Annotated in this window: 15 protein-coding genes; 8 read left to right on the top strand and 7 right to left on the bottom strand. The window is 67.6% G+C overall.

What is annotated here, in order from left to right:
- Positions 1–2 precede the first annotated feature (2 nt).
- The 4 genes from VJ673_RS04625 (at position 3) to VJ673_RS04640 (ending at position 4,349) form a co-directional block, all read left to right on the top strand.
- The gene (locus tag VJ673_RS04625) at positions 3–2,096 is read left to right on the top strand and encodes a TonB-dependent siderophore receptor (protein ID WP_324124868.1); all 2,094 of its coding nucleotides are present in this window, start codon (positions 3–5) and stop codon (positions 2,094–2,096) included.
- A gap of 7 nt (positions 2,097–2,103) precedes the next feature.
- A complete protein-coding gene (locus tag VJ673_RS04630; protein ID WP_324124869.1) occupies positions 2,104–2,745 on the top strand; it encodes a PepSY-associated TM helix domain-containing protein in 642 nt (213 codons plus the stop codon).
- A 107-nt stretch (positions 2,746–2,852) separates the two neighbouring features.
- Entirely contained in the window at positions 2,853–3,314 is a 462-nt protein-coding gene (locus VJ673_RS04635) for a rhodanese-like domain-containing protein (protein WP_324124870.1), read from the top strand.
- Positions 3,315–3,437: 123 nt separating this feature from the next.
- Positions 3,438–4,349: a bestrophin family protein gene (locus tag VJ673_RS04640; protein ID WP_324124871.1), complete on the top strand. Its 912-nt coding sequence runs from the start codon at positions 3,438–3,440 to the stop codon at positions 4,347–4,349.
- Between the two features lie 16 nt (positions 4,350–4,365).
- Here the strand turns inward: VJ673_RS04640 and VJ673_RS04645 are convergent, their stop codons facing one another.
- From VJ673_RS04645 to VJ673_RS04675, 7 genes are all read right to left on the bottom strand, one after another.
- Positions 4,366–4,692, bottom strand: coding sequence for an AzlD domain-containing protein (locus VJ673_RS04645; RefSeq protein ID WP_324124872.1), 327 nt, complete (start codon positions 4,690–4,692; stop codon positions 4,366–4,368).
- Positions 4,689–5,393 carry an AzlC family ABC transporter permease gene (locus tag VJ673_RS04650; RefSeq protein ID WP_324124931.1) on the bottom strand — a complete coding sequence of 235 codons (705 nt, stop codon included), beginning with the start codon at positions 5,391–5,393 and terminating at the stop codon, positions 4,689–4,691. The genes VJ673_RS04645 and VJ673_RS04650 overlap by 4 nt, the downstream gene beginning before the upstream one ends.
- 105 nt (positions 5,394–5,498) lie before the next feature.
- Positions 5,499–5,957 (bottom strand): c-type cytochrome, encoded by a 459-nt coding sequence (locus tag VJ673_RS04655; RefSeq protein WP_324124873.1) that lies wholly within the window; start codon positions 5,955–5,957, stop codon positions 5,499–5,501.
- Entirely contained in the window at positions 5,941–6,273 is a 333-nt protein-coding gene (locus VJ673_RS04660) for a hypothetical protein (RefSeq protein ID WP_324124874.1), read from the bottom strand. Before VJ673_RS04660 ends, VJ673_RS04655 begins: the two co-directional genes overlap by 17 nt.
- A 34-nt stretch (positions 6,274–6,307) precedes the next feature.
- A complete protein-coding gene (locus tag VJ673_RS04665; protein WP_324124875.1) occupies positions 6,308–6,772 on the bottom strand; it encodes a DUF411 domain-containing protein in 465 nt (154 codons plus the stop codon).
- Positions 6,769–8,256 (bottom strand): heavy metal sensor histidine kinase, encoded by a 1,488-nt coding sequence (locus VJ673_RS04670; RefSeq protein ID WP_324124876.1) that lies wholly within the window; start codon positions 8,254–8,256, stop codon positions 6,769–6,771. The genes VJ673_RS04665 and VJ673_RS04670 overlap by 4 nt, the downstream gene beginning before the upstream one ends.
- Positions 8,256–8,927: a heavy metal response regulator transcription factor gene (locus tag VJ673_RS04675; RefSeq protein WP_324124877.1), complete on the bottom strand. Its 672-nt coding sequence runs from the start codon at positions 8,925–8,927 to the stop codon at positions 8,256–8,258. Before VJ673_RS04675 ends, VJ673_RS04670 begins: the two co-directional genes overlap by 1 nt.
- 153 nt (positions 8,928–9,080) lie before the next feature.
- Between VJ673_RS04675 and VJ673_RS04680 the strand changes: the two genes are divergently transcribed.
- From VJ673_RS04680 to VJ673_RS04695, 4 genes are all read left to right on the top strand, one after another.
- Positions 9,081–9,638 (top strand): cupredoxin domain-containing protein, encoded by a 558-nt coding sequence (locus tag VJ673_RS04680; protein ID WP_324124878.1) that lies wholly within the window; start codon positions 9,081–9,083, stop codon positions 9,636–9,638.
- 45 nt (positions 9,639–9,683) lie between these two features.
- Positions 9,684–10,019 carry a copper-binding protein gene (locus tag VJ673_RS04685; RefSeq protein ID WP_324124879.1) on the top strand — a complete coding sequence of 112 codons (336 nt, stop codon included), beginning with the start codon at positions 9,684–9,686 and terminating at the stop codon, positions 10,017–10,019.
- 187 nt (positions 10,020–10,206) lie between these two features.
- Positions 10,207–11,544, top strand: coding sequence for a TolC family protein (locus VJ673_RS04690; RefSeq protein WP_324124880.1), 1,338 nt, complete (start codon positions 10,207–10,209; stop codon positions 11,542–11,544).
- Positions 11,541–13,082, top strand: coding sequence for an efflux RND transporter periplasmic adaptor subunit (locus VJ673_RS04695; protein ID WP_324124881.1), 1,542 nt, complete (start codon positions 11,541–11,543; stop codon positions 13,080–13,082). Before VJ673_RS04690 ends, VJ673_RS04695 begins: the two co-directional genes overlap by 4 nt.
- The last annotated feature ends 1 nt before the right edge of the window (position 13,083 follow it).

Consider the following 13,083-nt stretch of genomic DNA (forward strand, 5'->3'; position numbering starts at 1 on the left):
CCATGCAACCGAAAACCCTCGCCCGCCTCATCCCTGCCGCCCTGCTGCTCGCCTACGGCCCCGCGCACGCCCAGGACAAACAGCTCGACGCCGTCGAAGTCTTCGCCACCGAGGGCAGCTGGCATGCCGGCAGCGTCGGCGTCGGCACCTTCCGCGACACGCCCGCCAAGGAAGTCCCGATGACCGTCAACGTCATCGATCGCGACCTCCTCGACGCGCAGCAGGCCAACAGCCTGTACGAGGCGATGAAGAACACCGCCGGCGTCGCCCGTGCGCAGCTCGGCGCGAGCGTCTACGACAACCTGTCGATCCGCGGACTCCTCGTCGAGAACCGCTCCAACTATCGCTTGAACGGCGGCCTGCCGATCGTGAACCTGATCGACCTGCCGCTCGAAAACAAGGAGCGCGTCGAAGTGCTGAAGGGCGTCGGCGGCCTGTACTACGGCTTCGTGCCGCCGTCCGGGATCGTCAACCTCGTCACCAAGCGCGCCGGCAACACGCCGGTCACGGCGATCCAGTTCTCGACCGACGACAACGGCAGCGCAGTCCTCGGCGCCGACGTCGGCCGACGCTTCGGCGAGCGCGGCGAATTCGGCGCGCGCGCGAACGTCGTCGAAGGCCGGCTCGAAAGTCCGGTGCGCGACGCTGGCGGGGACCGTGACCTGTATGCCGGCGCCTTCGACTGGCAGGTCACCGACCGCTGGCTGTTGAAGCTCGACGTCGAGGACATCGCCAAGGACGTCGTCGAACAGTCGAGCATCAAGACGCTCGCGCCGGTCAACGGCAAGATCACGCTGCCGCGCATCCCCAACCCGCGCAATCTGATCGCCCCCGATTGGGCGAATTACGACGCCAAGGCGCAGAACGTGCAGGTGCGCAGCGACTTCGCGCTCAACGACAGCTGGATCTGGACCGTCGAAGCGGGCCACGCCGAACTGCAGCGCGACCGCAACTTCTCGCAGATGGAGAACTACAACGTCGCGACCGGTGAAGGGACGCTGCGCATTTCGCGCATCAAGGGCCAGGAATACGAGAACCGCAACCTGCGTACCGAGCTCGCCGGCCGCGTCGAAACGGGCGCCGTGTCGCACGACCTCACCTTCGGCTATGCGCAGAACACGCTGACCCAGACGGCCGGCGCAACGCGCATCGTCACGGTCCGCCAGAACCTCTACGATCCGCGCGAGGTCGCCGAGATGGCTGTCACTTATCCGGCCGCGCAACCGCGATACGACACGATCGACAAGGGCTGGTACGCCTTCGACCGCGTCGGCCTCGGCAACTGGCTGTTGATGGGCGGCTTGCGTGCGAGCGAGTTCGGTTACGATCACCCGACGCAGGAATACACGCAGCGCAAGCTCACGCCGACGCTCGCGGCCGTCTACAAGCTCACGCTCTCGACCAACCTCTACGCCGGCTACCTGGAGGGCCTCGAGGATGGCGGCTCGGCACCGGTCGGCACCGCGAACGAATACGAGCCGCAAAAGCCCGTCGTCAGCCGCCAGTGGGAAGGCGGCATCAAGACCGAATGGCAGGGCCTGCAGGCGAACGCCGCGCTCTTCCAGATCGATCGTCCGATGAACGGCGTCAATGCCGCGGACAACGTCTACGGGCGTCTCGGCGAAGGCCGCTACCGCGGCGTCGAGCTCTCGGCCGGCGGTCTCGTCGCGGCGGGCTGGAGCGTCTTTGCCTCAGCCCAATGGCTCGACGCTGAATTCACCGAAGCCGAGAACGACCCGAACCTCATCGGCAAGCGCCCGGCCAACACCCCGAAGGTCACCGCGAGCCTCTTCGTCGAACACACGCTCGCCGGCCTGCCGGGTGTCGCGCTGTCGGCCGGCGCCTACTACACCGGCAAGCGCGCGGTCGATCCGCTGAACCAGGCTTTCGTCGACGGCTTCACCCGCTTCGACCTTGGCGCGCGCTACCGCACGAAGCTCGACGGCAAGCAGCTCGACCTCGTCGCAAACGTCGAGAACGTCACCGACGAACGCTACTGGGCCGCAGCGGGCGACAGCCGCGTCAATTCCAACAGTCCGCTGCTCGCCGTCGGCATGCCGCGCACTTTCCGGCTGACCGCCAAACTGAGTTTCTGAGGGCGCCATGATCCACCTCCATCCCCGTCCCGGAAACCAACGCGGCAACTCGCAGAAATGGCTGCGCCGCATCCACGCCTGGTTCGGGCTGGGCGTCTCGGCGATGCTGCTGCTCTTCGCCGTGACCGGCTTCCTGCTGAACCACCGCGCGGTCATGAAGATCCCGGCACTCGACCGCAAGGAAGTGACGCAGCTCATGCCGGTGGAGGCGACTCCGACTGATCCGCTGGCCCTCGCCGCCGCGCTTGCACCCGGGCTGGGCCTCGACGCTGCCACACTCAAGCCCAAGATCGATCCTGCCCGCGCAGTAGCCTGGAGCGAGGCGCAAATCGTCCAGCCCGAACGCTGGACGCTGCGCGCGGACATGCCGTCCGAATCGGTTCACATCGAATACTGGAAAGGCAGCCGCCAGGCCGAGGTGAAGCGCACGCAGCCCAACCTGTGGCTCTACCTTGCACGCCTGCACATGTCGACCGGCGCGGGTCCTGGCTGGGTGCTGCTGGCGGATGCGGCGGCGCTGGGCCTCGCCTTTCTCGGACTGTCCGGCTTCTGGCTGTGGGGACGGCTGCATGGTTCGCGGCGCCAGCTCGGGATGATCGCCAGCGGCGGATTGGTGCTCGCGGGCGGCCTCGCATGGCTCGCCGGATGACTTCGTAATAATCCGTACGGAATGTAAGCGCATGCTAAAATTGCGAACTCCCAGGTAGATGAAGGGTCCTTCGACCACTCGCCGACCTCGTCCGACCGGAGTCCGTCATGCCTTCCGCAGTTCCGCTTCCGACCCGCCGCAGCTTCCTGTGCGCCGCCGCTGTGCTGCTGCTTCCGCTTCCCGCGCTCGCGCAGGAGGCGCCCCTGGAATTGACTCCGGCCGAAGCCAGCGCGCGCGCCAAGGCCGGTGAAGTCACGCTCATCGACGTGCGCACGCCCGAGGAATGGCGCGAGACCGGCGTCGCCCCGGGTGCCACGCGAATCAACCTCTACCAGCCCGAAGGCCCCGAGGGTTTTGCACGCGAAGTATTGAAGCGCGTCGACGGCAACCGCAACGCGCCGATCGCCGTCGTTTGTCGTACCGGCAACCGCAGCGGGCAGGCGCAGCGGATTCTCGGCGCACTCGGCTTCAGTCGCGTCTACAACGTCCGGGAAGGCATGAGCGGCAGCGCCAGCGGCCCGGGCTGGGTCGCGCGCGGCCTGCCGGTGGAAGCCTGCAAGAGCTGCTGACGGCACGGTCACGAGAGGCGACTGTCGCGTTTACGCTGCACTGCAACAAAGAAGCTGCAACGCGCGGGCGGGACCTGCGACAATGAAATCCCCCGCCGCCCTGCGGCCAAACCCGCCCCTGCCGTGATCGTCCGTCCCCGCCCACACTGGATCCGCCTCCTCTTCGTCCGCCGCGGTTCGCTCGTCGTCCGCATCCTGCAACAACAGCTCTTCATCCTGCTGCTTTCCTGCGCCGTGGTCGCCTTCCACGGCCAGCTCTTCCACTGGAAAGTGACGCTCACGTCCGCCCCGTTTTCGCTGTTGGGCGTCGCGCTGGCAATCTTCCTCGGCTTTCGCATCAACGTCAGCTACGAGCGCTACTGGGAAGCGCGCCGGCTCTGGGGAGCAGTCCTCGTGGAAGCACGCAATCTCGCACGCCAGGCGCTGACATTGCCCGGCACCCGCGAAACCGCCCGGCCTTTCATCTTCGGGCTGAGCGGCTTCGCGACCTCGATGCGGAACCAGCTTCGCGGCCAGGCGCACGACCATGCCCTGGCCGGACTACTCCCCGATGGGTTGATCGAGCGTCTGCGCGGCGCACGCTTCGCCCCCGCGCTGGTCCTGCTGTGGCTGGGCGAACAGGTACACCGCTGGCGCCAGGCCGGCCTCATCGACGGCATGGCGGGACAGCAGATCGAAGAGTCATTGAACGAGCTCTCCGGCGCACTCGGCGGCTGCGAACGCATCGCCGGCACGCCGCTGCCCTTCACCTACTCGGTGATCCTGCACCGCAGCGCCTACCTCTACTGCATGCTGCTGCCTTTCGGTCTCGTCGACACGATCGGCATGATGACGCCGCTGATCGTCGCCTTCATCTCCTACACCTTCTTCGCGCTCGAAGCGCTGAGCGACGAGATCGAAGACCCCTTCGGCACGATGCCCAATGACCTCGCCCTCGACGCGATGGTCTCCTGCATCGACGCGAGCCTGCGCGAAATGCTCGGCGAAACGCCGCCGCCCGCGCCGCAGCCTGATAAAAACTTCGTGCTGACCTGATCGCGTAAGAGCCGACCTACCAGCCCAGCCCCTTGCGCATCAGCAGCAGCAGGCCCATCCCGGCAATGAAGGGCAGCCAGGGATTGCGCGAGCGCGTCGTCACGACGAATGCGGCGACACCCGCGGCAAGCTTGGGATTGATCGGATCGAAAGCCCCGGCGTCGAGCAGCATGTCCGGGACGATCAGCGCGGAGAGCGCCGCAGCCGGCGCGTAGCGCAGCGCACGCTGCAGCGCCGACGGCAGACGCGCGCCCTCGCCCAGCAGCAGGAAGCTGCCGCGCGTGATCAGGGTCGTCGACGCGATCAGGGCCAGGGTGATCCACAGCCACATACCTTCGATCATGAACGCCCCCGTTTGCGGTTCCAGTGCTCGGCGGCAAAGCCTGCCGCGATCCCCACCGCGATGCCGGCGATGAGCCCCAGCCGCAGCGGCAGTCCGCGCAGCGCGACGGCCCCGAGCCCGCCGGCTGCGGCCGCGACCAGCATCGTGCGCTCCTTCGCCATCGGCGCGAGCATCACCATCAGCGCGATCGTCGTCATGAATTCGAGCGACCAGTCCTTCGGAATCGCCCCCGCTCCGAGCACGCCCACCAGCGCGCCGGTCTGCCACACGAGCCAGCACCACATGGCCGGCACGACGTAGAAGCCCCAGCGCCAGTGCGGGTCATCGGACTTGAAGAGCCTTTCGGAACACAGGATGAAGATGCCGTCGACGAGCAGGTAGCTCGACGCGATGCGCCGTGCCCATCCCTGGCCGTGGAAAGCCGGCGCGATCGCCGCGCTGAAGATGATGAAACGCAGGTTCAGCACCATCGCCGTGACGAAGATCAGCCACAGCGGTGCGCCGGCGGCGATCAGCGGCAAGGTGCCGAGCTGGGCCGTTCCTGCATAGACGATCAGGTTCATGCCCATCGCCTCGACGGCCGACAGCCCGATCGAGCGCATCGCGACGCCGGTGACGAGCGCCCAAGGCACCAGACCGATCGACATCGGCAACATCAGCTTGAAGCCCTCGCGGGCGCCACGCATGAAGGATTCGTTCATCGACCTCATTCGCCTTTCCGGCCGAAGCCGCAAAAGCGATCAAGCATACCAGCGGGGAGCGGACCAGGCAGTGGGGGAAATTCCGCATGGCTGCGCGAACTGGCTTCAGCGCTTCCCCTGCTCCAGCATGCGGGCGCGCTGCTCGCGCACCTCGGGCGGCCAGCGGCTCTCGATGTAAGCCAGCACCGCGAAGATGTCCGTATCGGACAGGCGACCTACGAAGGCCGGCATGTCGCTCTCGTAGCCGGCGGGCGCCCAGGGCGGAATCAGGCCTTGGCGCACGATGTTGATCAGCAACTCGTCGGGGTGATGCCAGGTATGGCCGGAGGCATCATGCGGAGGCGCCGGAAGCCGCCCGTTGGGCCGGCGTTGCCGCCACTCCGGCTGTCCCTCGAGTCGAGCACCGTGGCAACTCGCACAGTGCTCACGGTAGACCGCCTCTCCGCGGGCGACCTGTTTCGTGTCGCCCGGGTCGATCCCGCCACCGCGGGTGCAGCCCGCCAGCAGCAGCGCGCAGATCAGCGCGCGCCGCCATCGCGCGACAGATTCAGTTGCCGCCGCCACCACAGACGTGGCGATCGCGGCCGCAGTGATAGAAGTCGCCCAAGGGTCGATAGAACGTGTATTCGAGCGGATTCACGACCATCGCACGCCCTGCCTCGCCGACCGTACCGCTGGGGATCGTGAAGGGCAGCGCGACGATGAAGCCGGCCGCGCCGAGGACACTCCCGATGATGCCGATCGGACGCACGATCAGCAGATCGGCGGCCATGTCCGAGCCACGCTCGCCCGTCACCGGTTCGGTCTGCTGCGCCGAGACGATGCCGCTCGACGACAGGAGGAACGCCGCCGTCACGGTGGCAATCAGCTTCTTGTTCATGATCTTCTCCCACGAGGGCCCGCGGCCCCTTCCGTCAGTGCTTTGCGAATATCTGGGTCTTTCCGTTAACACCGAAGCTTACAACATTGTAATGGTCCGCAGGGTAAGGGCCTTCCATCCCGGGCGAGCCCATTGGCATGCCCGGCGCCGCGATGCCTGCGACCTTGGGTTTCTCCGCCAGCAGACGTTTGACATCGGCCGCCGGCACATGCCCCTCGACCACGTATCCGCCGACATGCGCCGTGTGGCAGGACCCGAGCGCCTTCGGCACGCCGGCCGAGCGCTTGACGACGGCCATCTCCGAACTGGCGATCTCCTTCACGCGGAAACCCGCCGCGCGCATGTGCTCGGCCCACGCGCCGCAGCAGCCGCAGTCGGGGTCCTTGTAGACGACCACTTCCTCACCCGCCGCATGAGCGGAGACGGCGATCAGCGCTGCCGCCGCGGACGCAGCCAGAATCGCCAGCGAACGGCCGGTGCGTGTCTTCAATGTGCTCACGATTCCTCCGGATGATGCAGAGTGATGCTAGCGGGCCGCGCGGCCAGCGAAGACTTTCCCGCTTCGCCTCCCGCGCGGTCCTTGCCCGCACCCCGCGCGGCAAGCGGCAGGTACAGGCTGAAAGTGGTGAGCCCTTGCGCCGACGCGACCGCGACGCGCCCCCCGTGGGCCTCGACGATCGAGCGCGTGATCGCGAGCCCGAGCCCGGCGCCGTCGCCCTGGCGCGTGCGTGACGGATCGACGCGGTGAAAGCGCTCGAAGAGCCGCGGCAAGTGCTCCGCGGGGATGGTTTCGCCGGGGTTGCCGACGGCAAGCCGCGCCATGCCGTCGTCGGCGATGTCGATCACGATCGTCACCGCCCCGCCGGTCGCCGTGTGGCGCAGCGCGTTCGATAACAGGTTCGAGATCGCGCGGCGCAGCATCAGGCGATCGCCCGGCACCCGCGCATCGCCCGTCACCGTCAGCCGCACGCCCTTCTCTTCGGCCAGCGCCTCGTAGAAGTCGACCAGCGCATGCGCCTCGTCGGCGAGCGACAGGGTTTCCGCCGGTCGCGGCAACAACCCGTTGTCCGCCTGCGCGAGGAACAGCATGTCGGCCACCATTCGCGCCAGACGCTCATATTCCTCGAGGTTCGACAACAGCACCTCTCGATACTCGTCGGCACTGCGCACACGGCCGAGCGCGACCTGGGTCTGCGTCATCAGGTTGCTGACCGGGGTGCGCAACTCGTGCGCGATGTCCGACGAAAACTCCGACAGACGACGGAAGCCTTCTTCGAGGCGCGTCATCATCGCGTTGAACTCGGCCCCCAGCGCCCTGAGCTCGCCCGGCAGCTCGTCGACGGGAATACGTTCGTGCAGCCGACTCGCCGAGATCCGCCCTGCCACGGCCGCCATATTGCGCAGCGGTGCGAGCCCCCCCCTGGCCGCGGCCGCTCCCAAGGCACCGGTCGCAAGGATCGCGATCGCGACCGCCAGCCACAGCGAACGAGTGAACTCGCGCATGAAGGCACGATGGTGCTCGATGTCCATCGACACCACGACCTTCACCTCGGGCACGCCGGACATGCCGGTCCCGGCGGTCGCGACGATGCCGCGATAGATGTGCCCGTCCTGCTCCCACACGCGCGCGCCGGGGTAGACCTGCGCCTTCGATATGTCGCGGACGACCGCGGACGGAAAGCCGGCGCCGGACGAAGCGAACAGGATCTCGCCGCCGTCGCGCACGACCGCGATCGACAGGCTGTGATGACCGACGAGCGCGCTGTCGAGCTGCTGCGCGACGCCGGCGAAATCATCCTCGCCGCGCACCTGCGCCATCACCGAGCGTACCAGTTCGAGCTTGCCGTACAGTTCGACGAGGTCGCCTTCCTCGAAGTGACGCTCGACCGCCGACAAGATGAAGGCCCCGAGCCCGAGCAGCACCGCCGCGCACACGCTGCCGAACAGCAGGGTCAAGCGCAGCGTCAGCGACAGGCGCGGCATCACTGCGCCTCGAGCACGTAACCCATGCCGCGTACGGTATGGATGAGCTTGGGCTCGAAAGGCTCGTCGACCTTCGCGCGCAGGCGGCGCACGGCCACTTCGATGACGTTGGTGTCGCTGTCGAAATTCATGTCCCAAACCTGGGAGGCGATCAGCGAGCGCGGCAGGACCTCGCCCTGGCGCCGCATCAGCAACTCCAGCAGGCCGAACTCCTTGGCCGTGAGATCGATGCGCTGCCCGCCGCGCGTCACCCGCCGGCGCAGCAGGTCGAGCTCCAGGTCGGCCACGCGCAGCACCTCCGGCTCTTTCGACTTGCCACGGCGCAGAAGCGTTCGCACGCGCGCGAGCAGTTCCGAGAAGGCGAAGGGCTTGACGAGGTAATCGTCCGCCCCGAGCTCCAGTCCGCGCACGCGGTCCTCGACCTGATCGCGCGCGGTCAGGAACAACACCGGGAACTCGCGCCCCGCCCGGCGCACCGTCTGCAGCACGCTCCATCCGTCCAGACCGGGCAGCATCACGTCCAGGATCATCAGGTCGTAGTCGCCGGTCAGCGCGTAATGCACGCCATCCGTGCCGTCGCGCACCAGATCGCAGACGAAGCCGGCCTCGACCAGCCCCTGACGGAGATAGTCGCCCGTCTTGACTTCATCTTCGACGATCAGGATCTTCATGTCCGGCCCTGGAACCCCACTTTACGCGACGCATTGTGCCTGCGCGTCGATGCGCCTGTCCGAAGATTACAAAGATGTAATCCCGCTGTCAGCCTCGCGTCCGCCGCCCTCCCGCATCATGCCGAACAGATTCCCTCAAGCTCAGGATCCGCCATGCGCGCTGTCTTCTCCCGCAACTCCCTGCTTCCGCTCGTCACCCTCGGCGCAATCGTCGCGTCGTCTGCTGCCGGCGCCCATGGCAGCGCCGTGCACAGCGCTTCGGCAGTCGATGCGCCGACCGTGCGCGAGCAGCAGGAATGGGGGATCGCAGGGTCCGCCGCAGAGACTGCCCGCACGATCACGATACACATGAGCGACGCGATGCGCTTCGTGCCCGACCACATCGAAGTCCGCCAGGGCGACACGCTGCGGATCGTCCACCACAACGACGGCGCGACGCTGCACGAAATGGTGATCGGCACCCGCGAGGCGCTCGCCGAACACGCCGAGCTGATGAAGAAGTTCCCGGACATGGAGCACGACGAGCCCTGGATGGCGCACGTCCCGGCGGGCAGCAAGGGCGAGGTCGTATGGACCTTCAATCGCGCGGGGCATTTCGAGTTCGGCTGCCTGATCCCGGGCCATTACGAAGCCGGCATGGTCGGGACGATCGACGTGAAGCCGGCCGCACTTTCCGACAACCGCAAGACCGGCGCGACCGTCGTTCGCTAAGCCGGCATCCAGCAGAATCCCCATCACTATTCCGAGGCCATCATCATGAACATCAAGCCCCTCCTCCTCGCCGCGAGCTTCTGCATCGCCACCCCCGCGGTCTTCGCCCAGAGCAACCACGACCATCATGCTTCCACCGCGATGGAATCGGCAAAGCCTGCGACGCCCTCTGAAGGCACCGTCCGCAAGATCGACAAGGCAGCCGGCAAGCTCACCATTGCCCACGGCCCGCTCGAGAACCTCGGCATGCCGGGGATGACGATGGCTTTCCGCGCCGACGCCGCGACGCTCGACAAGGTCCAGGTCGGCGACAAGATCCGCTTCGTCGCCGAACGTGTGGACGGCGTATTCAGCGTCACGAAGCTCGAAGTCGCCAAATAAGAGGCGCTGTTTGCTGCGGGCTCTGTCCAGCTTCGGCCCGCCCCCGAACGGCGGGATTCCGCGCCTCGTTGGCGCGGGGCGGACGCCTCGGCGCGGAATCCCGCCGCTCGGGGGCTGCGCTCTGCGGGCCTGACGCGTCTGGTTTGATCGCGTGGAAGAACAAGAAATGCGTTACGGGATACCGACGATGATCTCATCCACGGCGGAGGCCTTCCGACCCGGCCTCAGCGTTCCACTTCTGATCGTCGCCGCGGCACTTACGGCTGCCTCTGCGCAGGCGCAGGACGGCGTACAGACCTTTCCGGTCCCGCCCGCCGCCCTCGCGACGTCCGAGCCTCCGCTTGGCGCGAGCCTCGGCCCGCTACTCGAATACGCGCGCTCGACCAACCCGGCCTTCGCCGCCCAGCGCGCCGAAACGGCCGCGGCGCGCGAGCGCATCGAATCGGCGGGCGCGTTGCCCGACCCGAACGTCCAGGTCGAGCTGATGGATTTCACGAATCGGATGCGCGGCGGCAACACAACGCTGGTCCCCGGCCAGGTCGGCGAGACGCGCTACCGCGTGATCCAGCAACTGCCCGGCTGGGGTAAGCGCGACTTGCAGACGCGCGCGGCCGCCGCGAAAGCCGATCAGGCCGCGGCCGGCCTCGACGCCGCCTGGCTGGACCTTGCTGCGACGATCAAGACTGCCTGGCTGCGCTACTACGCCGCCGATCGCGAAGCCGCGCTCGCCCGTGAATCGCTGACGCTGCTCGGCGGTCTCGAGGAAGCCACCCTCACTCGCTACCGCCAGGGCCTGGCGCCACAGCAGGCGGTGCTGCGCGCTCAACGCGAGATCACGAGCCAGCGCCTCGCTCAGGTTGCCATCGAACAACGCCGGCGCGCCGCCGCCGCGGCCCTCAATGGTCTGCTCGCCCGCGCTCCCGATGCGCCGCTCACCGCACCGATCGAACCGCCCGCCGTGCCGGCCGCGGTGGACCTGGCCTCCCTGGTCACACGCGCCCGCGACCGCAATCCGGCATTCACCGCCGACGAACGCGGCATCGCCGCCGCGCGCCTCGACCGCGAACGCACCTTGGCCGACCGCTATCCGGATTTTTCCGTGGGCCTGACGAACAACCGCATCCGCGGCGAAGCGCAGACCTGGGACCTGATGTTCGAAGTCATGATCCCCTTGCAGCAATCCGCCCGCCGCGCGCGCGAGCGCGAAGCGGAGCACATGCTCGCCGCCGCCGATGCGCGCCGCGAGGCCACCGGCGCCCGGCTCGCCGGTGAGATCGGCACCGCCTACGCGAACTTCACGAGCAGCCAGGAAAGCCGACGCCTGATCCGCGGCACCTTGCTGCCCCAGGCGCAGGCGACGCGCGACGCCACCCGCGCGGCCTTCGAAACCGGCCGCGTCGACTTCGACGCCGTGCTCGAAGCCGAACGCCAGCTCGTCGACACCCGCATGAGCCTGCTCCAGGCCGACGTCGAATCCCACATGGCCCTCATCGAAATCGAAAAACTGGTCGGAGAACCCCTGTGAAACCCGCCGCGCAACTTTCCATCGCCGCCATCGCGGTCGCCCTCGCGCTGGGCGCCGGCTATTGGGCCGGCACGCGCGACGCGGGTCACGCTGCGGCGCCGACCGACTCCTCCACACTGGCAGCTGCGGCCAACGCCGGCGGTAAAAAAATCCTCTACTACCGCAACCCGATGGGCCTACCAGACACCTCGCCCGTTCCGAAAAAGGACTCGATGGGCATGGACTACATCCCGGTCTACGAGGGCGAAGGCGCGGGTGCCGGTCAGGACGACGCGGGCGCGGTCACGGTCAGCCCGTCGCGCTTGCAGACCCTCGGCGTACGGACCGCCGTCGCGGAACTGCGCACCCTCGACGAGCCGGTACGCGCAGTGGGCCGCGTCGCGATCAACGAACGCACGATTGTCGACGTCGCGCCACGCTTCGAAGGCTGGATCGAGCGCCTGCATGTCAACGCGAGCGGCGACCCGGTGCGCCGCGGCCAGGCGCTCTTCTCCGTATACAGCCCCGAACTCCTGTCGGCCGGCTCCGAACTGCAGATCGCCGAACGCCTGCAACACGACGCCGCCACCGACCCCGCCGCCGCCGAATCGGCGAAGCGTCTCGCCGACGCGACCCGCGCCCGCGTGTCGAACTGGCAGATGAAACTCCCGGAAGGCGTCAAGGCCGGCAGCGGGCGGCTCACCTTCACCTCGCCCGCCAACGGCATCGTGCTCGAAAAGAAGGCCGTCGAAGGCATGCGCTTCATGCCCGGCGACGCGCTCTACCGTATCGCCGATCTGTCGACCGTCTGGGTGCTCGCCGACGTCTACGAACGCGACCTCGCCCGCGTCAAACCCGGCCAGCCCGCAACCGTCGCGCTCGACGCCTTCCCGGGACGCAGCTTCGCCGCGAAGGTCGCCTACCTCTATCCGACGATCGACGCCGCGACGCGCACGACGCAGATCCGCCTCGAACTCGCGAACCCCGACGGGCTCCTACGACCCGGCCTCTTCGCGCACGCCGAAGTCGCCACCGGCAAGGCCGCCTCGGCGCTGACCGTCCCGGCCTCCGCGGTGATCGACAGTGGCGAACGTCAGGTCGTGCTCCTCGCCGCCGACGAAGGCCGCTTCGTTCCGAAGGCGGTCAAGATTGGTCGCCGCGGCGTCGAGCATGTCGAGATCCTCGACGGCGTCTCAGAGGGCGAGCGTGTCGTCGTCTCGGCCAACTTCCTGATCGATGCTGAAAGCAACCTCCGCGCCGCGCTCGCGAGCTTCACTGCGGGCAAGGACGCAGGCGCCGCCGCGAAGTCCTATTCAGGCGAAGGCACGATCGACTCGATCGATCTCTCTTCGAACACGGTCAGCATCGCCCACCAGGCGATCCCGGCACTGCAATGGCCCGCGATGACGATGGATTTCAGCCTGGCGGCGGCCGACACCGCAAAAGGGATCGCGCCGGGCCAATCGATCCACTTCGAATTCGAACAACGCGTGCCGGGCGAATTCACGATCACACGCATCGAACCGGCTGCCGGCCACAGCGGACACCAGGGCCACTGAC

Source organism: Aromatoleum sp. (genome assembly GCF_035254505.1).
Taxonomy (GTDB): domain Bacteria; phylum Pseudomonadota; class Gammaproteobacteria; order Burkholderiales; family Rhodocyclaceae; genus Aromatoleum.